The sequence below is a fragment of the Vibrio nomapromontoriensis genome, from assembly GCF_050337205.1.
Classification (GTDB): domain Bacteria; phylum Pseudomonadota; class Gammaproteobacteria; order Enterobacterales; family Vibrionaceae; genus Vibrio; species Vibrio nomapromontoriensis.
In genome coordinates, this window is record NZ_JAKJSS010000011.1 from 178,393 (window position 1) to 204,322 (window position 25,930).

General features: G+C 45.3%; 20 protein-coding genes. 8 read left to right on the top strand and 12 right to left on the bottom strand.

Annotated features, from left to right (window positions below; genetic code table 11):
• Positions 1 to 105 precede the first annotated feature (105 nt).
• The 7 genes from ispC to rpsB all read right to left on the bottom strand — a co-directional run bounded on the left by ispC (position 106) and on the right by rpsB (position 6,382).
• Positions 106 to 1,305 carry a 1-deoxy-D-xylulose-5-phosphate reductoisomerase gene (ispC, locus tag L4D05_RS15490; protein WP_428752650.1) on the bottom strand — a complete coding sequence of 400 codons (1,200 nt, stop codon included), beginning with the start codon at positions 1,303 to 1,305 and terminating at the stop codon, positions 106 to 108.
• A 56-nt stretch (positions 1,306 to 1,361) separates the two neighbouring features.
• Entirely contained in the window at positions 1,362 to 2,204 is an 843-nt protein-coding gene (locus L4D05_RS15495; RefSeq protein WP_428794554.1) for a phosphatidate cytidylyltransferase, read from the bottom strand.
• Between the two features lie 12 nt (positions 2,205 to 2,216).
• A complete protein-coding gene (gene uppS / locus L4D05_RS15500) occupies positions 2,217 to 2,972 on the bottom strand; it encodes an undecaprenyl pyrophosphate synthase (protein WP_428752653.1) in 756 nt (251 codons plus the stop codon).
• A 95-nt stretch (positions 2,973 to 3,067) separates the two neighbouring features.
• Positions 3,068 to 3,625 (bottom strand): ribosome recycling factor, encoded by a 558-nt coding sequence (gene frr, locus L4D05_RS15505; protein ID WP_250618337.1) that lies wholly within the window; start codon positions 3,623 to 3,625, stop codon positions 3,068 to 3,070.
• Between the two features lie 81 nt (positions 3,626 to 3,706).
• Complete coding sequence (gene pyrH / locus L4D05_RS15510) at positions 3,707 to 4,438, bottom strand: UMP kinase (RefSeq protein ID WP_428752654.1); 732 nt, start codon at positions 4,436 to 4,438, stop codon at positions 3,707 to 3,709.
• Between the two features lie 233 nt (positions 4,439 to 4,671).
• Positions 4,672 to 5,517, bottom strand: coding sequence for a translation elongation factor Ts (tsf, locus tag L4D05_RS15515; RefSeq protein WP_265674519.1), 846 nt, complete (start codon positions 5,515 to 5,517; stop codon positions 4,672 to 4,674).
• A 130-nt stretch (positions 5,518 to 5,647) separates the two neighbouring features.
• On the bottom strand, positions 5,648 to 6,382 hold the full coding sequence (gene rpsB / locus L4D05_RS15520; RefSeq protein WP_428752655.1) for a 30S ribosomal protein S2: 735 nt from the start codon (positions 6,380 to 6,382) through the stop codon (positions 5,648 to 5,650).
• Between the two features lie 372 nt (positions 6,383 to 6,754).
• Here rpsB and map point away from each other — a divergent pair, with 372 nt between their 5' ends.
• The 3 genes from map to L4D05_RS15535 all read left to right on the top strand — a co-directional run bounded on the left by map (position 6,755) and on the right by L4D05_RS15535 (position 10,943).
• Complete coding sequence (map, locus tag L4D05_RS15525; RefSeq protein ID WP_428794555.1) at positions 6,755 to 7,633, top strand: type I methionyl aminopeptidase; 879 nt, start codon at positions 6,755 to 6,757, stop codon at positions 7,631 to 7,633.
• Between the two features lie 120 nt (positions 7,634 to 7,753).
• The gene (glnD, locus tag L4D05_RS15530) at positions 7,754 to 10,378 is read left to right on the top strand and encodes a bifunctional uridylyltransferase/uridylyl-removing protein GlnD (protein WP_428752659.1); all 2,625 of its coding nucleotides are present in this window, start codon (positions 7,754 to 7,756) and stop codon (positions 10,376 to 10,378) included.
• Positions 10,379 to 10,559: 181 nt separating this feature from the next.
• The gene (locus L4D05_RS15535) at positions 10,560 to 10,943 is read left to right on the top strand and encodes a DUF3461 family protein (protein WP_265674516.1); all 384 of its coding nucleotides are present in this window, start codon (positions 10,560 to 10,562) and stop codon (positions 10,941 to 10,943) included.
• 72 nt (positions 10,944 to 11,015) lie between these two features.
• Here the strand turns inward: L4D05_RS15535 and L4D05_RS15540 are convergent, their stop codons facing one another.
• Complete coding sequence (locus tag L4D05_RS15540) at positions 11,016 to 12,602, bottom strand: AbgT family transporter (protein ID WP_428752660.1); 1,587 nt, start codon at positions 12,600 to 12,602, stop codon at positions 11,016 to 11,018.
• 347 nt (positions 12,603 to 12,949) lie between these two features.
• On the opposite strand from L4D05_RS15540, the gene tsaA reads away from it, so the two are divergent.
• The 3 genes from tsaA (at position 12,950) to L4D05_RS15555 (ending at position 16,348) form a co-directional block, all read left to right on the top strand.
• The gene (gene tsaA / locus L4D05_RS15545) at positions 12,950 to 13,648 is read left to right on the top strand and encodes a tRNA (N6-threonylcarbamoyladenosine(37)-N6)-methyltransferase TrmO (protein WP_428752662.1); all 699 of its coding nucleotides are present in this window, start codon (positions 12,950 to 12,952) and stop codon (positions 13,646 to 13,648) included.
• Between the two features lie 90 nt (positions 13,649 to 13,738).
• Entirely contained in the window at positions 13,739 to 15,454 is a 1,716-nt protein-coding gene (locus L4D05_RS15550) for a proline--tRNA ligase (RefSeq protein ID WP_428794556.1), read from the top strand.
• A gap of 231 nt (positions 15,455 to 15,685) precedes the next feature.
• Entirely contained in the window at positions 15,686 to 16,348 is a 663-nt protein-coding gene (locus L4D05_RS15555) for a tellurite resistance TerB family protein (protein ID WP_428794557.1), read from the top strand.
• 134 nt (positions 16,349 to 16,482) lie between these two features.
• Here L4D05_RS15555 and L4D05_RS15560 read toward each other — a convergent pair whose 3' ends face one another.
• Together L4D05_RS15560 and purL are read right to left on the bottom strand one after the other, a co-directional pair.
• Positions 16,483 to 16,794 (bottom strand): DUF3622 domain-containing protein, encoded by a 312-nt coding sequence (locus tag L4D05_RS15560; protein WP_265674511.1) that lies wholly within the window; start codon positions 16,792 to 16,794, stop codon positions 16,483 to 16,485.
• 264 nt (positions 16,795 to 17,058) lie between these two features.
• Positions 17,059 to 20,955 (bottom strand): phosphoribosylformylglycinamidine synthase, encoded by a 3,897-nt coding sequence (gene purL, locus L4D05_RS15565; protein ID WP_428752666.1) that lies wholly within the window; start codon positions 20,953 to 20,955, stop codon positions 17,059 to 17,061.
• A gap of 297 nt (positions 20,956 to 21,252) precedes the next feature.
• Between purL and mltF the strand changes: the two genes are divergently transcribed.
• Entirely contained in the window at positions 21,253 to 22,806 is a 1,554-nt protein-coding gene (mltF, locus tag L4D05_RS15570) for a membrane-bound lytic murein transglycosylase MltF (protein ID WP_428794558.1), read from the top strand.
• 558 nt (positions 22,807 to 23,364) lie between these two features.
• Here the strand turns inward: mltF and tadA are convergent.
• The gene (gene tadA, locus L4D05_RS15575; RefSeq protein ID WP_428794559.1) at positions 23,365 to 23,919 is read right to left on the bottom strand and encodes a tRNA adenosine(34) deaminase TadA; all 555 of its coding nucleotides are present in this window, start codon (positions 23,917 to 23,919) and stop codon (positions 23,365 to 23,367) included.
• Positions 23,909 to 24,790, bottom strand: coding sequence for a LysR family transcriptional regulator (locus L4D05_RS15580; protein ID WP_428752669.1), 882 nt, complete (start codon positions 24,788 to 24,790; stop codon positions 23,909 to 23,911). The genes tadA and L4D05_RS15580 overlap by 11 nt, the downstream gene beginning before the upstream one ends.
• Positions 24,791 to 24,998: 208 nt before the next feature.
• Here L4D05_RS15580 and fghA point away from each other — a divergent pair, with 208 nt between their 5' ends.
• Positions 24,999 to 25,844 (top strand): S-formylglutathione hydrolase, encoded by an 846-nt coding sequence (gene fghA, locus L4D05_RS15585; RefSeq protein ID WP_428794560.1) that lies wholly within the window; start codon positions 24,999 to 25,001, stop codon positions 25,842 to 25,844.
• Positions 25,845 to 25,930 lie beyond the last annotated feature (86 nt).

The window sequence follows — 25,930 nt, forward strand, 5'->3', positions numbered from 1 at the left end:
TCAATTATCTCTCATGGCTCATACGCCTTGTGATGATGGTTATTAGTGATGGTTACTAATGATAGTTATTTAGTATGTGCTGAGTTCAGATTACTGCCAGCATAGCTACTTGCGGTGAGTAAGCTCACTTGCATAGATTCGAGCCATTCTATCTAGCTCAAGAATGCTTTCCAAGTCACTTAACACGTTATATTGGTTTGATGCACAAACCTTCGACATAACACGCTCATTTATCAGGCTAATATCTGTGAAGTTTATCCCACCAGATAAAAAGGCTTCAACCGCGACCTCATTGGCAGCGTTAATCGCTGTTGTCGCATGCTGACCTTCATAACAAGCGTCGATAGCTAAAGCAAGGCAAGGGTAACGCTCAAAATCAACCTCTAAGAAAGTCAGCTCATTCATTTTAGTAAAATCTAGAGCAGGAACACCGGCAGGTATTCGCTGTGGGTACGACATCGAGTAGGCAATCGGTGTAGCCATATCCGGCTGCCCCATTTGAGCAAGTACTGAACCATCTTGATATTGAACCATTGAGTGGATCACGGACTGAGGATGAATAATAACTTTTAGCTGTTCCTTGCTGGTATTAAACAGCCATTTGGCTTCTATAAACTCCAACCCTTTATTCATCATGGTCGCAGAATCCACCGAAATTTTAGGTCCCATAGACCAATTCGGGTGAGCAATCGCTTGTGCTGGCGTCACTGAAGACAGAGTAGAAACATCGCTGTAACGGAATGGCCCGCCCGACCCCGTTAATAATATATGGTCAATTCCAGCTTGCGCTAAATTACAATAGCCAAGATCGGTTTGAATTGAATTCGGCAAGCATTGGAAGATAGCGTTATGCTCACTATCCACAGGAAGGAGCTGAGCCCCAGAAGTACGAACCGCATCAATAAATAACTGCCCAGACATGACCAAGGCTTCTTTATTGGCAAGGAGTATACGCTTACCTGCTTTAACCGCAGCCAGAGTCGGTAACAAGCCTGCAGCACCCACAATAGCAGCCATAACCATATCAACGTCATCATCTGCTGAAACCTGGCACATTGCGTCTTGTCCGAACAAAACCTGAGTATCGACCAAACCGTTTAGTTCTACTCTCAGACGTTTCGCATCACTCTCTTCTGCAACTACTGCAAATTTGGGCTGCCATTGCAGGCACAGTGCGGCCATTTTGGTCACATTTTTGCCGCCCACTAGAGCATAGATTGAGTAAAGCGAAGGGTTTTGAGCGACCACTTTAAGGGTGCTTGCGCCAATAGAGCCTGTAGCACCAAGGATGGTTAAATTTTGCATGCTAGTACAACCGCTTATCGAACATAAAGAGGGTGATGAACACCCTCTTTATGAGATTAGAAAATGAGATAAAGAAGAGCAAAAATTGGGAAGGCGGCCGTTAAACTGTCAACGCGATCCAATACGCCTCCATGACCAGGGATAATGTTGCTGCTGTCTTTTATTTTAGACACTCGCTTGAACATACTCTCAACAAGATCGCCCAACACTGAGATGACAACCGTAGCTAACGTAATAACAATCATGCTTGCTACACTGGTAAACTCAATATCAAACATAACCGAGCTTCCCCATGCCACACCTAGCGCAGCAACAATCCCCCCTAACAAACCTTCAATAGTTTTATTAGGACTCACGTGTGGCGCCATTTTTCGTTTACCCAAGCTTTTACCAGCGAAGTAAGCACCACTATCTGCCGCCCAAACAATAAGGCAAACAAACAACACGAGCTTAGCGCCGTGATAAGGGTCTTGATGATACGACTGGGCACGAAGTATGAGTATACTCCATAAAAATGGTAGTAACGTTAATAAACCAAATAGGTGTCGTAGCAAATTAGAATGTTGCCAATAATCGGCAGATTTAGGGTATGTCATAGCAAGACCACTCGCGACTAACCACCAACTAAACCCCACACCCAATATGACAATATGTGCCAACCCAACTTGATTAAATGTTATGACGTCGACTGGAATAAGCAGTACCGATAACGCGATGGCAACCACAGGTGGCAGCATTGCTACAAGGCGTGATGGCGTTAACGTAAATTGTGTCCACTCCCATGCGCCAATCAGGGTAATAGCGGCAACCGCTATCATAAACCACAAAAATGGCAGAGAGAAAATACCCCAAACCACCAGCGGAGCGAGGATTAGAGCTGTGATAATTCGTTGTTTCAAACTAAATCGTCCTTAATTGGCTTCCATTAACGCTTTGACTTGTTCTCCGGTACAACCAAAACGCCGTTCGCGATTCACAAACCAAGTGATAGCTTCCACTAAGCTGTCTTCATTGAACTCAGGCCAAAATTGTTCAGTAAAATACATTTCTGCATACGCCATTTGCCAAAGCATGAAGTTACTAATACGGCATTCGCCACTAGTACGGATAAGTAAATCAACATCCGGCAAATCCGACATTGTGACATGCTCGGATATCAACTCTTCCGTGATATCTGCAGCCTTTAACTCACCAAGCTCAACTTGGGCTGCAACTTTCTTCAGCGCCTCGGTGATATCCCATTTACCGCCATAATTGGCTGCAACATTAATCACCGTCCCCGTATTGTTAGCTGTCAACGCTTCCGCATCAGCAATTTTACGCTGTAGTCGGTCATTAAAACGGGTGGTATCACCAATAATGCGAAGTCGTAGATTATTCTTATGCAATTTTTTGATTTCACTAGATAGAACCGTGATAAACAGCTCCATTAGCAAGCCTACTTCTTCTTCAGGTCGTCGCCAGTTTTCACTACTGAACGCAAAAAGAGTGATGGCTTTAATCTCTAGCTTAGCGGCTGCCGAAATGGTTTTTCGAACCGCAGAAACGCCTTTCTTATGTCCAAATACACGTGGTTTTCCCTTAGATTTTGCCCAACGTCCATTACCATCCATGATGATAGCAATGTGTTGAGGAAGGGAATCATTGAAGACTTCTGAGTTCTGCATAAAAGAGTTTAGTAATAATTTGGGACAAACAGAGTAGCATAAAAAAACGCTGGGCTGTCAGCACAGCGTTTTTCGCAGGTGTAAGTGGTTAAGAATTAAACTTCCATTAACTCTTTTTCTTTTGCTGCTAATGTGTCATCTACATTTTTCACAGCAATGTCAGTCAGTTTTTGGATCTCATCTTGCGCTTTACGATCTTCGTCTTCAGAGATCTCTTTGTCTTTTAATAGTGCTTTAAGGTCACCATTTGCATCACGACGAATATTACGGATAGCCACACGACCACCTTCAGCTTCACCACGAACAATCTTAACAAGGTCCTTACGACGCTCTTCTGTTAGCGGTGGTAGCGGTACACGAATAACCGTACCTGCAGACATAGGGTTTAAACCTAAGTCTGACATTAGAATCGCTTTTTCAACTTTTTGCGTCAGCTCTTTATCAAATACTGTGATAGCAAGAGTACGTGCATCTTCAGCAATAACGTTAGCAACCTGGTTCAAAGGCGTTGGTGCGCCATAGTACTCAACAGAAAGACCTTGAAGTAGGCTTGGGTGCGCACGACCTGTACGAATTTTTGATAGATTGTTTTTCAGTGCTTCAACACTTTTTTCCATACGCTCTTGAGCGTCTTGCTTAATTTCGTTAATCACAATATCACCTTAATAATGTGAACCTAAATGCGGATCCGCATTTAGGTTGTTTTCGATAATTTCTAGCGACAGAGTCTACTATTATTCTACGTCACTGATAAGTGTGCCTTCCGCCTCACCCATCACAACTCGACGAAGTGCACCTGGCTTATTCATGTTGAACACGCGAATCGGCATTTTATGATCACGAGCCAGAGTAAATGCAGCTAAGTCCATAACCTTAAGTTCTTTATCTAGAACGGTATTGTAGGCAAGCTTATCATATAATTCTGCATCTGGGTTAGCGACTGGGTCAGCACTGAATACACCATCTACTTTTGTCGCTTTTAGTACCACATCAGCTTCAATTTCAATACCGCGCAAACAAGCTGCAGAATCAGTAGTAAAGAACGGGTTACCAGTACCGGCTGAGAAGATAACAACACGACCCTGTCTTAATTCACGGATAGCATCCGCCCAGTTGTAATCATCACACACACCCTTAAGTGGGATTGCTGACATCACACGCGCATTCACGTAAGCACGGTGCAATGCATCACGCATTGCTAAGCCGTTCATTACCGTCGCCAACATACCCATGTGGTCGCCCACAACACGGTTCATACCCGCTGCAGCAAGGCCTGCGCCACGGAAAAGGTTGCCGCCGCCAATCACGACACCAACTTGAACGCCCAGCTCCACCAATTCTTTCACTTCTTGAGCCATGCGCTCTAAGATAGATGGATCAATACCAAAGCCTTCTTCGCCTTGCAGCGCTTCACCACTGAGTTTTAACAGAATACGTTGATACGCTGGTTTTGGGTTCGTTGTCATGGAGTTCACCTTCCAAAGAGAGTTGTCGATTAACGGTCATGGATTAAGATTCATTACTAATATAGCACTTGTGCCACTTAGCACTTGTGACATCTAGCTCTTACGAAATGTAGCAATGCTGATGCTAGCCAAGCAAATCTCAATTCATGACGGTTAAAAAATTACCACCTAGTCTACTCGCAAAAAGACCGCAGCCTTGGCTACGGTCTTTATATCAACGAGACAGAGAAGGATTAACCTTTCTGTACCGCAGCTACTTCGTCAGCGAAGCTCATTTCAGCTGCTTTCTCGATACCTTCACCAACTTCTAAACGTACGAAGTTAGTTACTGTAGCGCCTTTCTCTTTCAAGATTTCGCCAACAGTTTTCTTAGGTTCCATGATGAAAGCTTGACCTGTTAGAGAGATTTCGCCCGTGAATTTCTTCATGCGGCCGATAACCATTTTCTCAGCGATCTCTTGTGGCTTGCCTTCGTTCATTGCGATTTCAACTTGAACCGCTTGCTCTTTAGCAACTACATCTGCAGGTACGTCAGAAGGGTTTACGAACTCAGGCTTAGATGCTGCAACGTGCATAGCAACGTGCTTGATCGTTTCTGCGTCAGCTTCACCAGCTACAACAACACCGATACGGTCGCCGTGGCGGTAAGAACCAACGTTTGTGCCTTCGATGAATGCAACGCGACGGATGCTGATGTTCTCACCGATTTTAGTTACTAGAGCAATACGTGCATCTTCAAATTTAGCTTGAAGAGCAGCAGCGTCTAGTTTCTCAGCTAGAGCAGCGTCAGCTACTTCGTTAGCGAATGCAAGGAAGCTTGCATCTTTTGCTACGAAGTCAGTTTGGCAGTTCACTTCAACAAGAGCAGCAACGCCAGCATCTTCTTTAATGATAATTGTGCCTTCAGCAGCTACGTTGCCTGCTTTTTTAGCAGCTTTAGCCGCACCACTTTTACGCATGTTTTCAATTGCTAATTCGATATCAGCATTTGCTTCAACAAGCGCTTTTTTACATTCCATCATGCCAGCGGCTGTGCGCTCGCGAAGTTCTTTTACAAGAGCAGCAGTAACAGTTGCCATTCTTAAATCCTCAGTTGATTCTACACAAGGTAAAAATCAGGGGCTCTCATTGGGCCCCTGATGCTAACTATAACTTAGTTTATATGAAAACTAGACGTCGCCCAAAACTAAGTGTGACTTATAGTCGCTATTATTCAGCTTCTTCTACGAAACCGTCTTTCTCAGCAGCTACAGCAGCAACATCTTTGTTACGACCTTCTTTAACCGCGTCTGCAGCAGCATTTAGGTAAAGCTGTACTGCACGGATTGCATCGTCATTACCAGGAATGATGAAGTCAACGCCATCTGGGTTAGAGTTAGTATCAACTACAGCGTAAACTGGGATACCTAGGTTGTTTGCTTCTTTAACAGCGATGTGCTCGTGATCAGCATCGATTACGAATAGTGCGTCAGGAAGACCGCCCATGTTCTTGATACCACCAAGAGACTTCTCTAGCTTCTCCATTTCGCGAGTACGCATTAGAGCTTCTTTCTTAGTGATTTTCTCGAAAGTACCGTCTTGAGCTTGCGCTTCGTATTCTTTAAGACGCTTGATAGACTGACGAACTGTTTTGTAGTTCGTTAGCATGCCGCCCAACCAACGGTTGTTCACGTAGTACTGGTTGCTGTTGATTGCAGCTTCTTTAACAGCTTCAGACGCAGCGCGCTTAGTACCAACAAAAAGAACTTTACCTTTTTTCTCACCGATTTTAGCTAGCTCAGCTAGTGCATCGTTGAACATAGGTACAGTTTTTTCTAGGTTGATGATATGAACTTTGTTACGAGCACCAAAGATGAATGGCTTCATTTTTGGGTTCCAGTAACGAGTTTGGTGACCGAAGTGAACACCAGCTTTAAGCATATCGCGCATTGATACAGTTGCCATTTTAAAATCCTCTATGGGGTTAGGCCTCCACATTTCCCATGAATCCGACTTGGTATGAATGATTACTCAAGCACCCCGGAACATGTGACGAAATGTGTGTGATTTAAATTAAAGTTAATGAGAAAACAAAGGCAGCTCGCCGCAAGGGAGAAACTGACTCTATATTCTGGCGCGCTTTATACCATATTTTACTACCTCAATGCCAGAAAAATCACAATAATTGAGCAAATTCGAACCACCAAGGAACAACGTAAATAGCTAAACTGAACTACCGTTATCAGTACAACAATCTTAGAAACGAGTTTTATTCTTGTTGCGCTTAATCTCGTCGTTGTTAGAATAACGCGTCAAATTAGAGAGTAGAGAACACAAATGTCTATCAAAATCAAAACTGAAGCTGAAATCGAAAGAATGCGTATCGCAGGTAAACTTGCGGCCGAGCTTTTAGAAATGATCGAGCCCCACGTCAAAGAGGGCGCGACTACCGAGGAGCTTGATAGAATTTGTGCTGACTACACACGAGAGAACGGCGCATATTCCGCTCCTCTCGACTACCATGGTTATCCAAAGTCTATCTGTACTTCTATCAACCATATCGTTTGCCACGGTATTCCTGCAGATAAAGATGCCATGGGAACAACCGGAAAAACAAAGCCTGCTGTACTTAAGAGCGGTGATATCGTCAACGTTGATGTCACCGTCATCATCCCAAATGATGACAATGCCTCACTCGATACTCGACCAGAAGGCTATCACGGCGACACATCAAAGATGTTCTTAATTGGTGATGTTTCTCCAGCAGATAAACGCCTATGCATGGTGGCTCAAGAAGCCCTGTATTTAGGTATGAAAACCGTTAAGCCTGGCTCAACGGTTGGCGCTATTGGTACTGAGATCGAGAAGTACATTAAGACCAATAATAAAAACAACCCTCGCGCAAAATTCTCAATCGTAAAAGATTTTTGTGGTCACGGTATTGGCTCTGAATTCCACGAAGAGCCTCAGGTTGTTCACTATAAAAATGCCGATCGCCGCGTGTTAAAAGAAGGCATGGTGTTTACCATTGAGCCAATGATTAATGCAGGCAAATTTGGTTGTAGCATCGACGCCGATGACGACTGGACTGTCTACACTGGTGACGGCAAGAACTCAGCACAGTGGGAACATACGATAGTCGTGACTAAGACAGGTTGTGAAGTCCTAACACTGAGAGCGGAGGAAACCATTCCTCGCCATATGAACAACGCCTAATTGCTCCATCATTCCGTCTTTTAAAAATATCCTCACAACGTGAGGATATTTTTTTATCTTCACCATTTTGGTATAACCGTAGTTAGACTTTTCTTTTTGCTTGCACGGATTGCGCCTTTTATGACTTTTCAGACGCCCACAACTCTCAGCGATGAACAGCTGACGGTTGAAGAACTCAAAGCCCAGTTGGATACCTTTTCCGACCATCAAAAGTACGAGTTTTTAAATCACCACCCCATCGCAGATTTGATTCTTGGTCGTTCAGACTATATTGATTTATTACTTAACCGACTTTGGCAGCACAGTGGTCTTAACAACCAGACCAACCTTGCATTGGTCGCGGTCGGTGGTTATGGCAGGGGTGAACTTCACCCACTTTCTGACATCGATATTCTGTTTGTCTCTCGTAATAAGCTCACGCCAGCGCTAGAAACTACCGTCAGTGAATTCATCACGTTATTATGGGACTTACGATTAGAGGTCGGTCATGCGGTTCGAACGGTCGCAGAGTGCGTTGAAATAGGACAGTCAGATCTTACGGTCGCAACCAATCTACAAGAAGCAAGATTGCTATGTGGTAGTGAGGATACGTTTTCACAACTGAAAAACGTCGTGGATTCCGACACTTTTTGGACATCAGAAGACTTTTATCGAGCAAAAATAAACGAACAAAAAACCCGTCACTCGAAGTATCACGATACCACTTACAATTTAGAGCCCGATATCAAATCTACACCCGGCGGTCTGAGGGACATCCATACTCTAAGTTGGGTAGCTCGTCGCCACTTTGGCGCCACGTCTTTATTTGAAATGAGCCGTTTTGGCTTTCTCACTGATGCGGAATATCGCGAGTTGGTCGAATGTCAGAATTTCTTATGGCGCGTGCGCTTTGCCCTGCATATCGAACTCAGACGTTATGACAATCGACTCACCTTTGGTCATCAAGCCCAAGTTGCAGAAAGCCTTGGCTTTGTCGGTGAAGGCAACATTGCCGTCGAAATGATGATGAAAGAGTTCTATCGCACGCTAAGACGTGTCGCTGAACTCAATAAAATGCTGTTAAAACTATTCGACCAAGCCATCATCAACAAAGGACAAATTGTTGCCGCTGAAATCCTCGATAGTGACTTTCAACGTCGGGGGCACCTAATCGAGGCCAGGAAACCCGCTCTGTTCCAAGCGCGTCCAGAAACCATCTTGGATATGTTTATCCACATTGCCAACGATTCAAGCATCGAAGGCGTTAGCCCAGCTACGCTGCGACAGCTGCGTACTGCTCGTCGTCGGTTAAATAAGTTTCTACATGAGATTCCCGCGGCGCGAGACAAGTTTATGGATCTTGTCCGTCACCCCAACGCCCTCCACCGAGCTTTCCGGTTGATGCATAAGTTAGGGGTGTTAGCGGCCTATCTGCCACAGTGGAGCCAAATTGTTGGCCAGATGCAATTCGACCTGTTCCATGTTTATACCGTCGATGAGCACAGTATCCGATTGCTCAACCACATCCATACCTTTAGTTTGGAAGAAAACTATTCTAAGCACCCTATCTGCTGCGAAGTCTATCCAAGAATGCAAAAGAAAGAACTGCTGATCCTCGCGGCTATTTTTCATGATATCGGTAAGGGTCGCGGTGGGGATCACTCTGAAATTGGCGCGGTTGAAGCATTCGAGTTTTGCATTGAACATGGGCTGTCAAAACCTGAAGCCAAGTTAGTCTCATGGCTGGTGCAAAGTCACCTGTTAATGTCAGTCACCGCGCAAAGACGCGATATTTACGATCCAGACGTGATCATTGAATTTGCCAAAAAAGTACGTGATGAAGAATATTTGGAATACTTGGTCTGCCTCACCGTGGCCGACATTTGTGCCACTAACCCTGAACTCTGGAACAGTTGGAAACGAACGCTCCTCGCGGAGTTATTTCACTCCACCCAACGCGTATTAAGACGAGGGCTTGAAAACCCCGTTGATGTTCGAGACCGTATTCGCCACAACCAACAACTCGCCTCTGCATTGCTAAGAAAGCAAGGCTTTGCTGCCCGTGAAATTGAAGTCTTGTGGCAACGATTTAAAGCGGATTACTTCCTACGCCATACTCACAAACAAATCGCCTGGCATTGTGAGCATATTTTAAACTCCGAAGACCAATCTAAACCGCTGGTGTTGATGAGTAAAAAGGCCACACGGGGCGGCACTGAAGTTTTTGTTTACAGCAAAGACCAACCCGCTCTATTTGCGACAGTGGTCGCTGAGCTCGATCGACGTAATTTTAATGTCCACGACGCACAAATCATGACGAGTAAAGACGGTTATGTTCTCGATACGTTTATGGTACTCGATCATCACAGTAAAAAAATCGATACCACTCGTCACTCAGCTGTCATTAAGCACTTAATACGAGTACTTGAAAGTGGCAAGCCAACCAAAATAAAGGCGCGCCGTGCACCGCGAAACTTAAAACATTTCAACGTAAAAACCAAAGTGGACTTTCTACCAACGAAAAGTAAGAAGCGGACATTAATGGAACTCGTCGCACTCGATGCACCTGGCTTACTTGCGAAGGTAGGTGCTACATTCGCACAGTGTGATATAAGCCTCCATGCTGCCAAAATCACGACCATTGGCGAGCGCGCAGAAGATCTATTCATTTTAACCAGCGCCAGTGGAGGACGCCTTTCTGAAGAGGAAGAAGAAGCATTGAAACAGAAACTGCACGACACCATTTCAGAACAAATATCGGCCTAATGGCAAAATTTTCAATCTAAAAAGCTAGGTTCTATTATGAACCTAGCTTTCCCTACTTATTTAGAATGAATATTAAGCGATCTCCCCCACATTTCTTCTTAATCGTTCAACTTATCAACTATCTACCACACCAATAGACTGCTACATTTGTACTTAGAACACACAATGAAAGAGGTAAACTATGTATCCAAACCTCACGAGTTTAGGCATTCATGAACCTAAACAAATTGAGCGTTACTCAATTCGACAAGAAGCGCACAAGGATGTGTTAAAAATATATTTTCGTAAACAGAAAGGCGAACTGTTTGCTAAGAGTGTTAAGTTCAAATACCCAAGGCAAGTTAAAAACGTCAGGGTAAATAGCAGCAGCCAAAGCTATAAAGAAGTCACAGAGATCAACCGCAACTTAACCTTAGTCATTGATGAGCTCAACAAAATCACTAAGCCCGTTGAGGTGGCAGAAGTCGATGTGAAACAAAAAATCCTATCTGATCTTCGTCACTTAGAAAAAGTCGTCTCTGGTAAAATTGCAGAGATTGAAGCCGATTTAGAAAAACTAAAATAACACCCTTCAACAAAAAAATGCTCCCAATTGGGAGCATTTTTATTTTGATAACGCTGTACCACCGACCATTAACTAAGGCGTGTAGTACGTCGCGGCACCAGGGCCAACAGGTAAGCCAAATACGAATACCCAAATATAGAACAGTACACTCCAGCCTACTAAGAAGCAGATAGAGTACGGCAGCATCGTGGCGATCAAAGTACCAATACCAAGGTTCTTCATGTAGCGTGTCGCTACCGCTAAGATAAGGCCGAAGTAGCTCATCATTGGTGTGATGATATTCGTCGTCGAATCACCAATACGATATGCCGCTTGAATCGTCTCAGGCGCGTAGCCAACCAACATTAACATTGGTACAAAGATCGGTGCAGTTACTGCCCACTGAGCAGATGCAGAACCAATCATAAGGTTGATAAAGCCACACATAAGAATGAAGGCAAAGAACAACGCCGGACCAGTCAAACCAATGGTTTGTAAGAAATCAGCACCGCCTACCGCAAATACCTGACCAAAGTTTGTCCACTTAAAGAATGCAACAAACTGAGCCGCAAAAAATACCAGCACTATGTACATGCCCATTGAAGACATCGATTTAGACATAGCATTGATTACATCACGATCGTTATTCATGGTTCCTGTTACTTTACCGTAAACAAAACCAGGAATAGCAAAGAAAACAAAGATAAACGCGACGATACTCTTCAAGAAAGGTGAACCTGCCACTTCTCCCGTAGCAGAACGAAGTACACCGTTCGCAGGAACGATCGTCGAAGCAATCACAGCACTCACAATCAGTACCGCAAGACCGGCCATTTTTAGACCTTTCTTTTCAACATCAGACAGTTTACCCATACGGTCGTTGGATAAGTCTTCAGCCGCCTCTTCTTCATTGTATTTACCCAACTTCGGCTCAACAATTTTCTCGGTAACAAATGCACCAGTAATTGAGATGAAGAAAGTAGACACAAACATAAAGTACCAGTTTGACTCTGGGCCAACGGTGTAAGTTGGGTCAATCATTTGTGCTGCTGTCTCAGTAATGCCTGAAAGCAACGGATCCACCGTACCAATTAATAGGTTTGCAGAATAACCACCAGATACACCGGCAAATGCGGCTGCTAGACCGGCTAGAGGGTGACGCCCTAGAGAGTGGAATAGCATCGCAGCGAGTGGAATTAGAACCACATAGCCAAGCTCTGAAGCGGTATTAGAGATAATGCCTGCAAAAACTACCGTTACAGTAACCATGCGTTGAGACGCGCCCATAACCAGGCCACGCATTGCAGCAGACAACATGCCAGAGTGTTCAGCAATCGCAACACCAAGCATGGCAACCAATACGGTTCCTAAAGGAGCAAAGCCAGTAAAGTTCTTAACAAGGTTAGTAACGATAAGCTGTAAGCCCTCAGCATTGAATAAGCTGACAACTTTGATCATTCCATCAGCAGCACGACCAGGTGCGCCTTCTGGGCGAGGGTCGACAACCGCAACGTCAAAGTAACCGGCAATACCAGACATGACTAAAATGGCGACACAGAATATAGCGAAAAGTGTGATTGGGTGGGGTAATAAATTCCCCAAATATTCAACGCCGTCTAAAAAACGGGTAAATATCGGCTTTTTTGGTTTGTTGTGTTTCATTGCGGCAGATGAACTCATCTGTCCCCTCCTTTTATTATATTGTCCTGGCTTATTTAACAAAGCTATCGTCCTTTTCTGACAACTTTGTAAAAAGCAGGCGAAGGGTACGTGACCAAAAGCGCAATTAAAAGCCCAATATGTTGCTAAATGTAAAATTAGCGCAATATTCAACCAGTCGATTTAATAGCAATCAATCATATATACTGATATCTATATCAATTAAAAAATAACATTCTTATGACAAATGCGTTTTTTGATCAACACACCAATATGTTATACGCCAAACTTGCCTCTCGCCTCCTATTGAAAACCCCAAGCACATCTGAAATGATGAATCTTTAATTTTGTGACCTAAAGTGACGCCTTTGACCTACCACATTGAACCGATTGGCATTATCAGCTCGCCTTATAAAGAAAAATTTGCCGTGCCGAGACAACCGCGCCTCGTCTCTTCTGCGACAGCGACCGTAACACTGCAGGGGCAAGCAAACTGCCAAGAGGCCATTAAAGGCATCGAGCAATTCTCTCATCTGTGGTTGCTGTTTTTATTCGATCAAAACATCGACGCGGGCTGGAAGCCAACGGTTCGGCCCCCTCGCCTTGGAGGCAATGAAAGAATGGGAGTGTTAGCTACTCGTTCTACTTTTAGACCCAATGGTATCGGCATGTCCGCGGTTGAACTAAAAGGCGTTGAACAGCAGGGTTCACAAACCTTAATACATATCGGCAGCGTTGATTTAGTTGATGGAACGCCCATCGTTGATATCAAACCCTACATCCCTTACTCAGATGCCATTCCTCAAGCGCAAGGCGGCTATGCTTCCGATGAACCTGAACTCATTGATGTCCAGTTTTCGAGCAGTATCGAATCTGTCTTTAATCAGCGACAAGATGGCGAGCACCGACGTCAGGTGATATCACAGGTTCTCGCTCAAGATCCTAGGCCTGCATATAAAAAAGGCAAACCAGACAATAAAGAGTATGGAGTGAAACTGTACGACTGGAATATTAAATTCAAAATAATAGATGAATCAGCATTAGTTACCGCGATTGAACCTTTGTAGAACGGCAATACGCTGATATCATAGTCGGCTTAACTCGATTTAAGCGATGGCTTGAATCTCTTACAATCATGATGAAACGGATACCATAGAATGCGTACCAGTAACTACCTTCTTTCCACTTTGAAAGAAACTCCAAACGACGCAGAAGTTATCAGCCACCAGCTGATGCTACGTGCAGGTATGATCCGTAAGCTAGCTTCAGGTTTATATACTTGGCTACCTACTGGTCTACGTGTACTGCGTAAAGTAGAAAATATCGTTCGCCAAGAGATCGATAATGCCGGTGCCGTTGAAATCTTGATGCCCGTCGTTCAACCGTTTGAGCTTTGGGAAGAGACTGGTCGCAGCGAGAAAATGGGTCCGGAACTGCTTCGTTTCACCGACCGCCACTCTCGTCCGTTTGTACTTAGCCCTACAGCGGAAGAAGTCGTCACAAGCCTAGTTCGCAACGAGATTAGCTCTTACAAGCAGCTTCCTCTTAACCTGTACCAAATCCAAACTAAATTCCGCGATGAACGCCGCCCTCGTTTTGGCGTAATGCGTGCTCGCGAATTCTCTATGATGGATGCGTACAGCTTTGATATCGACAAAGACGGTCTAGAGCAATCTTACCAAGCCATGCACGATGCTTACTGTAAAGCCTTCGACCGCATGGGCCTTGAGTACCGTCCAGTATTGGCAGACTCTGGCGCAATCGGCGGCAGCGGCTCTCAAGAGTTCCACGTTCTTGCTGAAAGCGGCGAAGACCTCATCGCCTTCTCTTCTGAATCTGATTACGCAGCGAACATCGAAAAAGCAGAAGCACTAGCTCCTACAACTGACGCGGCCGCGCCAACTCAAGAGATGGAATTGGTTGATACACCAAACGCAAAAACAATCGCAGAGCTGGTTGAGCAACACGGTCTAGCAATCGAGAAAACCGTTAAGACTCTGTTCGTTAAAGCTTCTGATGAAGTAGATGCCGATATCATTGCTCTTATCATCCGTGGTGACCACGAACTTAACGAAGTGAAAGCAGAAAACCTCCCACAGGTTGCTTCTCCACTAGAAATGGCTGATGAAGCTGCCATTCGTGCACTTGTTGGTGCTGGTCCGGGTTCACTTGGCCCTGTTGGCTTAGAGCTACCATTCATCGTTGACCGCTCTGTTGCTGTAATGAGCGACTTCGGCGCTGGCGCAAACGTAGACGGTAAGCACTACTTCGGCATCAACTGGGGGCGTGACGTTGAGCTTGCTCAAGTTGAAGACCTACGTAACGTTGTTGAAGGCGACCTTAGCCCATGTGGTCAAGGCACTATCCAACTTAAGCGTGGTATCGAAGTGGGTCATATTTTCCAACTGGGCACTAACTACTCAGAGAAAATGAACTGTAACGTTCTTGGTCCTGACGGTAAGAGCGTAACACTAGAGATGGGTTGTTACGGCATTGGTGTATCACGTGTTGTTGCCTCTGCTATCGAGCAAAACCACGATAAATTCGGCATCGTATGGCCAGACGCCCTTGCCCCTTTCCAAGTGGCGATTGTGCCAATGAACATGCATAAATCAGAGCGTGTGAAGGAAGCGGCTGAGAAGCTATACGCTGAATTAACGGCTATGGGTATCGAAGTCCTGTTTGATGACCGTAAAGAGCGCCCTGGTGTGATGTTTAAAGATATCGAACTTATCGGTATTCCACACACCATCGTTATTGGTGACCGTAGCATGGACGAAGGCAACTTCGAATATAAGAACCGTCGCAATGGCGAGAAAGCACCAATTGCTATCTCAGACATCGTTGAGCATGTCAAAGCGCAATTAGCGTAACGCTATACCGCAATTGATCAGCGCAACTGATCATCGCAAATGAAACGACCTCGGTCGTAGAAGGCAGCCTATTGGCTGCCTTTTTAATGCCGATAAACAAACCGACCTGATCTTCATCTTCAGTTCAGATTCACTCTATTACCATCATAGATACGACGTGCCAATCGCATTAGATCTTAAGCACGAACCGCTCGAAAACCTAAATTCTACTCATATATTTTGGAGAATACGATGGATCTGAAATCACTACTTAATCAAGCACTCAAATCAGATGTCGTGAGTAAAGCGACCCAAAAAGCCTCTCAGTCATCATCGAGCCTTAGCTCTGCTCTCAGTGACAAGAAAACCATGGGTGCATTAGGTGCAGGGGCCGTCGGCGGCGGCTTACTTGGTATGCTCATGGGATCGAAGAAAACCCAAAAAATTGGTAAAACAGCACTAGGCGTTGGCAGCGCAGCCGCTCTTGGCGCTCTGGCATTTAAGATTTACAACGATTGGGATAAAAAGAATGCCTCAGATTCACAAGGGGCAACCATCAATGAATTTGCCAATACCAATCATGAAGAAATCGTTCTCAAAGCCATGATTGGGGCTGCCAAAGCCGATGGTCATATTGATGAAGCAGAAATGAGTAAAATTGACCAAGCACTACAACGAATGCATGCCGACGCTCACCTTCAGGCATTAGTTCAAGCTGAAATCGCAAAACCGCTTGATCCTAGCTATATTGCGCAGCTTTCACACTCACCAGAGCAAGGAGCGGAAATTTATCTTGCGAGTTTACTTGTAGTGGATGAACAAAACTTTATGGAAAAAGCCTACTTACAAGAACTGGCAAAACAACTTCAGCTTCCACCAGAACTAGTCAGCAAACTCGAAGAACAAGTATTTTAAGTCGAAGATAACAAAGGCCTTAAGGGTGTATGCTCGACCCGTGAAAAACGTGCATAAAAAAACCGCTGATACTTCAGCGGTTTTTCATTGGTACCTATCAACGAATCAAAGCTCGTCAACCGTACTAGAAACTATTACTCTTCGTCTTCTTGCTCAGCGCTATCTTGGCGAGCGGCAGCTTTTACCGCTTTTAGAGCTTCTTTCGCGTGCTCTTTGGCTTCTTTCTCTTTACGAGCTTCAGATTTACGAGCATTACGTTCAGCTTGGCTTGCAATAAAGCCTTGCAGCTCTTTTTCTGCCCAAGCTTGTGCTAATTCTTCGCTTTCAAAACCCATCTCACGCTTAGATACTACCGTTCTACGAGAGGTTACTTGGCGAGTAATTTCTGCAGACCAACCATTGCGCTTTTCCGTTAGACGGATAGCAAATTTTTTATTTTCAGACATTTAGATGATTCCTAAGGGTTTTGTTAAGGGATGTTCCAACATAATTATCATTACTTTGTCAGCCATCCCTAAGCCAGCGCGGTATTAGAACACAATTAGTCCAATTACGCTCCACTATTTTTTGCAACAACAACGGTTTTTTTATCGCGCTTAATGGCGAATAATCGCCATAAAACAGCCCGCAAGAAAACAACTCGCAATAAAAAAGGTCGCCAGTAGTAACACTGACGACCTTTCCAATTGACTATGTCATTAACCTAGCGATTAACCGATATTCTTACGCGCGTTTTGGAACATACGCATCCAAGCACCGTTTTCACCCCAAGTCTCCGGAGCCCAAGAGTTAGCAACCGTACGGAATACTCGCTCTGGGTGAGGCATCATAATGGTTACACGGCCATCCGTTGTCGTTAGACCAGTGATAGCGTTTGGCGAACCATTCGGGTTATTCGGGTATTGCTGCGTCGGGTTACCGTTGTTATCAACGTAACGTAGCGCCACTGTACCTGAATTTTCAATCGCGTTTAGGTGCTCGTTATCACGAACTTCTACACGGCCTTCACCGTGAGAAACCGCGATAGGCATACGAGAACCTTCCATGCCGTTGAAGAATACAGAATCAGACTTCTGAACTTCTACTAAGCTGAAACGAGCTTCAAAGCGCTCAGATTCGTTACGTACGAAACGAGGCCAGTACTCTGCACCTGGAATCAATTCACGTAGGTTAGACAGCATCTGACAACCGTTACACACACCTAAAGAGAAGGTATCTTCACGCTTGAAGAAGTTTTCAAATTGGTCACGTGTAGAGTCGTTAAACAGAACTGACTTAGCCCAACCTTCACCAGCACCTAGTACGTCACCGTAAGAGAAGCCACCACAAGCCACAAGGCCGTTGTACTCTTCTAGAACCGCTTGACCCGTTAGGATATCGCTCATGTGAATATCGGTTGCTTCAAAGCCTGCACGGTCAAATGCCGCTGCCATTTCAACGTGAGAGTTAACGCCTTGCTCACGCAAAATCGCCATCTTTGGTTTCGCGCCTGTCGCAATATATGGCGCTGCGATATCTTCATTAACATCGTAGCTCAAGCTAACGTTTAGACCTGGGTCTGAGTTATCTTTCTTCGCTTCATGCTCTTGATCGGCACACGCAGAGTTGTCACGAAGTGATTGCATTTTGTGTGTTGTTTCAGCCCAAATCGTACGAAGCTCCGTACGGTTGCGCTCGATAACAACTTGTTCACCTGACTTAATGACGACTTCATCTGAAGCTTCTACTGAGCCGATAACGTGTGAACAAGCTTCTAGGCCATTCGATGCTAACGTAGACAGTACTGAATCTAGGTCTTCGTTACGTACCTGGATGACCGCACCTAGCTCTTCGTTAAATAGAGCCGCTAATGTGTCTTCACCTAAAGCGGTAATGTCAGCATTCACACCACAGTGACCTGCGAACGCCATTTCCGCTAGCGTAACGAATAAACCACCATCGCCTTTATCGTGGTAAGCCACAACTTGGTCGTTCGCGACTAGTGCTTGAACACCTTCGTAGAAACCTTTTAGCTGTGCTGCGTTGTCTACATCTGCTGGCTTATCACCAAGCTGCTTGTATACCTGAGCAAGCGCTGTCGCACCCATGCGGTTTTTGCCGTTGCCTAGGTCGATAAGCACCAGTGACGTGTTACCTTTGTCAGTGCGTAGCTGCGGAGTAATGGTCTTACGAACATCTTCAACACGAGCAAACGCAGTGATAACGAGGGACAGCGGAGAAGTGACTTCTTTCTGCTCGCCGTTCTCTTCCCACTTGGTCTTCATCGACATTGAGTCTTTACCAACAGGAATCGTTAAGCCAAGTGCAGGACAAAGCTCTTCACCTACCGCTTTTACCGCTTCATAAAGACCGGCATCTTCACCTGGGTGACCAGCTGGAGACATCCAGTTAGCCGACAGTTTAATGTGCTTAATATCGCCGATGTTTGTCGCTGCGATGTTAGTGATTGCTTCACCAACAGCTAGACGAGCCGATGCACCGAAATCGAGAAGAGCAACTGGCGTACGCTCACCAAGAGACATAGCCTCACCGTGGTAAGTATCGTAGCTTGCTGCGGTTACTGCGCAGTTAGCAACAGGAACCTGCCAAGGGCCTACCATTTGGTCACGAGCAACTAGGCCTGTTACCGAGCGGTCACCGATGGTGATAAGGAATGTTTTTTCTGCAACCGTTGGTAGACGAAGAACACGGTCAACCGCTTCGTTCATCTCGATACCAGAGCGATCAATCGCTGGGTTATTTGCTTTTAGCGTTTGCGCGTCACGGTGCATCTTAGGTGTTTTACCTAGCAAGATGTCCATTGGCATATCAATTGGCGTGTTATCGAAGTGTGAATCTTCTAGTTTAAGTTCACGCTCTTCTGTTGCCTTACCTACCACTGCGTATGGTGCGCGTTCGCGCTTACAAATCGCGTCGAACGTTGCCATATCTTCGTCAGCAACCGCCATTACGTAACGCTCTTGAGATTCGTTACACCAGATCTCAAGTGGGCTCATGCCCGGCTCATCGTTTGGTACGTCACGTAAGTTAAAGATACCGCCACGCTCACCATCGTCCACTAGCTCAGGAAGTGCGTTTGAAATACCGCCTGCGCCTACATCGTGAATGAAGGCGATTGGGTTCGCATCACCAAGCTGCCAACAACGGTCGATCACTTCCTGACAACGACGCTCCATCTCTGGGTTTTCACGTTGTACAGAAGCGAAATCGAGATCTTCAGAAGAAGAACCTGAGTCCATTGAAGATGCAGCACCACCACCAAGGCCGATGTTCATTGCAGGACCACCGAGAACGATTAGGCTCGCCCCTACTGGGATCTCTTTCTTCTGAACGTGCTCATCACGAATGTTACCAAGACCACCAGCTAACATAATTGGCTTGTGGTAACCACGTACCTCTTCACCTGCGTGAGAGTTGACTTTCTCTTCGTAAGTACGGAAGTAACCTAATAGGTTTGGACGACCAAATTCGTTGTTAAACGCCGCGCCACCAAGAGGGCCTTCAAGCATAATATCCAGAGCAGTAACGATGCGACTTGGCTTACCAAAATCCGTTTCCCAAGGTTGAACGAAGTTCGGGATCTTAAGGTTAGAGACAGAGAACGCCACCAAACCTGCTTTTGGCTTACCACCAATACCGGTTGCGCCTTCATCACGGATTTCACCGCCAGAACCGGTTGATGCGCCCGGCCAAGGAGAAATAGCCGTTGGGTGGTTGTGCGTCTCAACCTTCATCAAGATGTGCGTTTTCTCTTGATGATAGTTGTATTGGCGCGTGTCTGGATCTGGGAAGAAACGACCAACAGTTGAACCAGTCATAACTGCTGCATTATCTTTATAAGCAGATAACACGTGTTCTGGTGTCGTTTCAAACGTGTTCTTAATCATCTTAAACAATGATTTTTCTTGCTTAACGCCATCAATAGTCCAGTCAGCGTTAAAAATTTTGTGACGACAGTGCTCTGAGTTTGCTTGTGCAAACATCATAAGCTCTATGTCTGTTGGATTGCGACCTAGCTTTTCTGTAAAGCTTTCAAGAAGGTAATCAATCTCATCTTCAGCAAGGGCAAGACCTAGGGTAACGTTTGCTTCTTCAAGCGCTTTACGACCACCACTAAGCAGGTCAACCTCAGCATAAGGTGCTGGTTCTGCCACAGTGAAAAGCGCCGCTGCAGAATCAAAGTCATTGAACACTACTTCCATCATGCGGTCATGAAGGATCGCTTTCAACTCTACTAATTGAAGCTCAGTTAATTCGCTTGATGATTCAACATAAAAAGCGGTACCACGCTCTAAACGTGTGACTTTATTCAGACCACAGTTATGCGCAATATCTGTCGATTTAGACGACCATGGCGAGATAGTACCCGGACGAGGCGTAACTAGTAATAGTGTACCCGTTGGTTCATGTTCTTCGATTGTTGGACCGTAAGTCAGCAACTTCTCCAATTTTTCGACTTCAGACGCATCTAAGTCTGATGTCAGGTCGGCAAAGTGGGCAAACTCAGCGTAAATACCTGTGACAGGTAGGCTTAATTCACGACAAAGCTCTACTAGCTTGTTAACACGAAACTCAGAAAGAGCTGGGGAGCCACGCAAAATTCTCATGTGCTTAGGTCTCTTATGCAATTGATTTGAGGTGATATTGGAATAAATTCAACAAGTTACATTTAAAAAATGAACATATGCCAATTTCTGCCCCCTTGATTCCGGCGTATTATAGTGTATTTTTTTTTGTGACGTAACCACTTGCGCAAACGTTTTCGTCATTTTTTTCTTAATTGCAAAAATACAACGAACAAAGGCGATAAAGTGACAGTAAACGAGACTTTCTATGATGTTGCTTTGCCAGAAGTTCTAGCTTTGGTATAAAGGCAACATCGTTCTCGTGAGATAACTAAATTAATGCGAAATAATTATTCTGTTCGTTGGCTAAAACTGACGATGTTGTTGACCTTATCGTTAGGCCTCTTCGGGTGCCAAATAGACTCTGATCCCAAAAGCGAATTGGAAAGCATCCAGGAACGAGGCGTGCTGCGTGTAGGAACGCTGAACAACCAGCTCTCTTACTACATTGGTCCAGACGGCCCAACCGGATTGGATTATGAATTAGCCCGCCAGTTCGCAGACGAGCTCGGTGTTAAGTTGGAGATGAAACCCGCCTACCGCCTTTCAAGCCTCTTTCCTGCGCTAGAAAAAGGTGAGATTGATATTATATCTGCCGGGTTAAGCCAATCACCGCAGCGTATCGAGCAATTTCGTGCTGGTCCCGCTTATTACTACGTGAGTCAACAAGTGGTGTATAAGAAAGGCCAATGGCGACCAAGAAACCTTGAGCAACTATTAGCCAATCAAGCTGAATTAATCGAAAAAGCCGATGGCGAAGATGTGTTTGCTGTGGTGCAAGACTCTCATTTCGAGCGTACCTTAAATCAAGTCGCCAAAGACAATGCCGAATTTCGCTTTAAGGTTGATGCTAACGCGGATGTCAACGATCTACTCAAGCAAGTCTCTGAAGGTGAACTGCTCTTCACTATGGCTGACTCTGTTGAGTTATCGCTCTCGCAACGCATCTACCCCGACCTCGCCCTAGCTTTCGAGATGACCGAGGATCAACCTATTTCTTGGTACATGAGAAAATCTGACGACGAAAGCTTATACGCATTGTTGATCGAATTTTTCGGCAGTTTAAAACAAAGTGGTGAGCTCGCCAACTTAGAAGAAAAATACATCGGTCATATTGGCACTTTTGATTACGTTGATACTCGCGCTTTTATTCGAGCTCTCGACAGCAAACTGCCTAAATGGTCACCGTTGTTTAAACAGTATTCTCAAGAATTCGATTGGCGCTTAATCGCGGCCCTTGCGTATCAAGAATCGCACTGGAACCCGGTCGCTAAATCACCGACAGGGGTTCGTGGCATGATGATGTTGACGCTACCAACCGCTAAAATTGTCAATGTGACCAATCGTCTTGACCCTGAACAATCCGTACGAGGCGGGGTGCAGTACCTTCGCTATATTGTCGGTCGAGTACCTGACTCCATTACTGAGCATGAGAAAATTTGGTTTGCGCTGGCTTCGTATAACCTAGGGTTCGGCCATATGATGGACGCAAGACGCTTAACTAAGCGACAAGGTGGTAACCCGGATGCTTGGGCGGATGTGAAAGACCGCTTACCCTTGCTGCGCCAAAAGAAATACTACAGTCAGACACGATATGGCTATGCGCGTGGCGATGAAGCGCAAAACTACGTAGAGAATATACGTCGCTACTATCAAAGCATCATCGGCCATATTGATAAACAAATCGCCGCTGAAGCGGAACTAGACAATAGTACAGACGGGCTCACTGTCATCACACCCGTCGCGGTAAGCTCTGCCGCTGTTGGAACCATACAACCTGCTGTCAGCGAAGCGATAGCAACCTCAGAGGCCGCTGCAGACACGAACCCTTAGTGCAGCCACCTTAAAGCTGCATAAGCGGCGCAGGCTAACGCATCGCCCGCTTACTGCACAGGTAGCATGAGTTCAAGGATTCGCATTTGCGTATTCTTGAACTCAACTCAATTTGTTCTACATTATGAGAAAGGGTTAAAGACTAACGACAGCCAAGCAATACTCGTTAAACAATACACGTTAAATAATACACGCTAACCAATACTCGCTAACCAAGAACACCTCTGTCCATTGCAATTGTCAATTAACATAGCGCTATAGAGCTGAATTAGTGATATTGTCTGCGCCGTGCTACATCCCCCTTAACATCGCCCTTTGAAGGTATCTCATTAATCCGATACCTTGTTGAGCACCGAATTATTAGTGATAGGAGATCGTTTCATGCTTGCTAAGAGACGAATACAATCAAGAAACTTAAGTAAAACCGTGTCTGCGAATCGCAGAAAGCGAAAGTTAGCGAACAATAAAAAGAAAATCATTTGGCGAAATCGTGCTTTCATGCAATTGATTGCGCCTTAACGACTCGCTGAAACACCCTGACTGACAAACACCTGTCTCTCAGGTGTTTGTTTCCCCTTTATCTTGCTGTAAACGCCGCGCCTTTTTCGCTTCCTTTATCTCTTTTCTTCGACGCTTAAAAAACGCCTGTAACTGTTCACGGCACTCGTTGGCGAGCAAACCAGCCTCAACATCAGCGTAATGATAAGACGCCTGACTCTCGAATAAATTAAGTACTGTCCCAGCCGCGCCAGCTTTAAGATCGGGTGCACCGTAGACAATTCGTTTCACTCGACTATGCAATAAAGCACCCGCGCACATTGGGCATGGCTCCAAGGTGACATAAAGCGTGGTATCAAGTAGCCGGTAGTTTTCAAGCGTTTTCCCAGCCGCTCTCAATACTTGAATCTCTGCATGCGCGGTTGCATCATGCAGCCCAATCGAGCGATTCCAACCTTCAGCGATGATTTCACCATCTTTCACCAACACCGCCCCAACGGGAACCTCACCCTCACGCTCAGCTTCATGAGCAAGTGCAATCGCACGTCGCATAAACTGGCGATCTTCCTCGCTATATTCTTCAGCACAAGGCACGGAATTGTCATTACTTTCCATATTGACTAAAGGCCTCTACAAGATAATCTATCAACGTTCTTACTTTGGACGTCAGCATTCTATTTTGTGGATAGAGCGCCCAAATACCCTCTCGATTACCACGATAGTCACTCAGCAATTCCACCAATTCACCAGACTCCAGATAAGACTGCACATAATAATCAGGAAGCTGCACGATCCCTAACCCCTTTAGTGCCGCATCAACCAACGCATAGCCACTATTACACTGTAGTCTGCCGTTAATATTAATCACCCTTTCACTGCCTGCATCGCTAAAACGCCAGTGGCGAACAGACCCTCGTAAACACTGATGCCTTTTTAGCTCAGACAAGGTATGAGGCTCGCCATAGGTCGATAGATACTCTGGACTACAGCAAACAAAAACCTGACGATCCAGTAACTTTCTCGCCATCATCGACGAGTCGTCTAATTGCCCTAAACGAATTGCCAAATCAAACCCTTCTTGCACCAGGTCTATTTTTTGATTTGAAAGCATCACATCCAGCTCAATTTGTGGGTGTGATTTTAAAAATTGATGAAGAATTGGCGCTAACGCTTGCTCACCAAATGTCACTGGGGCAGTGACCTTAATCAATCCTTTCGGTGCGACTTGCAGCTGAGTCACCGCCAATTCAGCAGACATTAGCCCTTCAAGCAATGGTTTACAGTGGCGAAAATAACTTTCTCCAGCCTCCGTAACCGAGACTTTTCTCGTTGTTCTGACTAACAGCTTCACCCCGAGTCGCTGCTCAAGCGCGTTGACTCGTCGGCTGATATTTGCAACCGATGTATTAAGTCTATTTGCAGCACCTGTAAAACTTTGGCTTTCCACCACCGCAACAAACTCATTGACGCCTTCCCAATCTGCCATTGCTCTACCCTTTACTCTATTCTCAACGACCTACGCCGCCTATTGTTACAGTACCGTAATAGTTTATTTCAAATAGTCCTAATTATCATCTCATTAGAAATAAATATACTATACCTATCAAAACAAACGGCGCCATTTAGGCTAGTCTTACTGGTAATAATGCCCCTTAAGTCGCCGCGTCTTATTGACCTTTAGTAAGGAAGTAAACATGACTATCGAAAATAGCAGCCAAGCAAAAGTGTTTGGTGGTTGGCACAAGCAATATACGCATCAATCTAACGTTCTAAACTGCGCGATGAGATTTGCCGTTTACCTTCCACCACAAGCGAGCAAAGAAAATCCCGTGCCTGTCATTTATTGGCTGTCTGGCTTAACCTGCAGCGACGAAAATTTCATGCAAAAAGCAGGGGCATTTAAAGTAGCTGCGGAGCTTGGCGTTGCGATTGTTGCTCCTGATACTAGCCCACGAGGCGAAGGGGTGGCTGATGACGCAGAAGGGGCGTATGACTTAGGCCTTGGCGCAGGATTCTATCTCAATGCCACCCAAGCTCCTTGGGATAAGCATTACCACATGTATAGCTATATTGTTGACGAACTACCGGCATTAATCGAACAGCATTTCCCTGTCACACCAGCCAAGTCGATATCTGGCCACAGCATGGGCGGGCATGGTGCACTCACTATTGGTCTAAAAAATAGCGAACAGTACCGTTCGATTTCAGCTTTTAGCCCAATAACCAACCCTATTAACTGTCCTTGGGGACAAAAAGCATTTAGCCACTACCTTGGTAATAATATTGAAGATTGGAAGGCCTATGACAGCGTTGAGCTTCTAAAACATAGTAAAGCTGCCTTACCTATTCTGGTTGATCAAGGGGAAGACGACAGTTTTTTACAAGAGCAGCTTAAGCCTGAACTACTGGTCGCGGCAGCCAAAGCTTCAGGCAGTGACATGACGCTTAGAATGCAACCAGGTTATGACCACAGCTATTTCTTTATACAGAGTTTTATTGAGGACCACTTACGCTTCCACGCTCAGTTCTTAACAGCGTAACACCCCCCATTGAGTTACTAAGACTCAGATAAAAAAAGCCCGCCAGTTCAATTCTGGCGGGCTTATCAGTATTTTATACCTGATTT

What these genes read in the sequence shown, in the direction of transcription:
- tadA (WP_428794559.1), bottom strand. Translation starts at nt 23,919, where the DNA reads ATGGAAAGTAATGACAATTCCGTGCCTTGTGCTGAAGAATATAGCGAG.
- L4D05_RS15550 (WP_428794556.1), top strand. Translation starts at nt 13,739, where the DNA reads ATGCGTACCAGTAACTACCTTCTTTCCACTTTGAAAGAAACTCCAAAC.
- tsf (WP_265674519.1), bottom strand. Translation starts at nt 5,517, where the DNA reads ATGGCAACTGTTACTGCTGCTCTTGTAAAAGAACTTCGCGAGCGCACA.
- ispC (WP_428752650.1), bottom strand. Translation starts at nt 1,305, where the DNA reads ATGCAAAATTTAACCATCCTTGGTGCTACAGGCTCTATTGGCGCAAGC.
- fghA (WP_428794560.1), top strand. Translation starts at nt 24,999, where the DNA reads ATGACTATCGAAAATAGCAGCCAAGCAAAAGTGTTTGGTGGTTGGCAC.
- L4D05_RS15535 (WP_265674516.1), top strand. Translation starts at nt 10,560, where the DNA reads ATGTATCCAAACCTCACGAGTTTAGGCATTCATGAACCTAAACAAATT.
- rpsB (WP_428752655.1), bottom strand. Translation starts at nt 6,382, where the DNA reads ATGGCAACTGTATCAATGCGCGATATGCTTAAAGCTGGTGTTCACTTC.
- pyrH (WP_428752654.1), bottom strand. Translation starts at nt 4,438, where the DNA reads ATGACAACGAACCCAAAACCAGCGTATCAACGTATTCTGTTAAAACTC.
- glnD (WP_428752659.1), top strand. Translation starts at nt 7,754, where the DNA reads ATGACTTTTCAGACGCCCACAACTCTCAGCGATGAACAGCTGACGGTT.
- map (WP_428794555.1), top strand. Translation starts at nt 6,755, where the DNA reads ATGTCTATCAAAATCAAAACTGAAGCTGAAATCGAAAGAATGCGTATC.
- purL (WP_428752666.1), bottom strand. Translation starts at nt 20,955, where the DNA reads ATGAGAATTTTGCGTGGCTCCCCAGCTCTTTCTGAGTTTCGTGTTAAC.
- uppS (WP_428752653.1), bottom strand. Translation starts at nt 2,972, where the DNA reads ATGCAGAACTCAGAAGTCTTCAATGATTCCCTTCCTCAACACATTGCT.
- L4D05_RS15580 (WP_428752669.1), bottom strand. Translation starts at nt 24,790, where the DNA reads ATGGCAGATTGGGAAGGCGTCAATGAGTTTGTTGCGGTGGTGGAAAGC.
- mltF (WP_428794558.1), top strand. Translation starts at nt 21,253, where the DNA reads ATGCGAAATAATTATTCTGTTCGTTGGCTAAAACTGACGATGTTGTTG.
- L4D05_RS15555 (WP_428794557.1), top strand. Translation starts at nt 15,686, where the DNA reads ATGGATCTGAAATCACTACTTAATCAAGCACTCAAATCAGATGTCGTG.
- L4D05_RS15560 (WP_265674511.1), bottom strand. Translation starts at nt 16,794, where the DNA reads ATGTCTGAAAATAAAAAATTTGCTATCCGTCTAACGGAAAAGCGCAAT.
- L4D05_RS15540 (WP_428752660.1), bottom strand. Translation starts at nt 12,602, where the DNA reads ATGAGTTCATCTGCCGCAATGAAACACAACAAACCAAAAAAGCCGATA.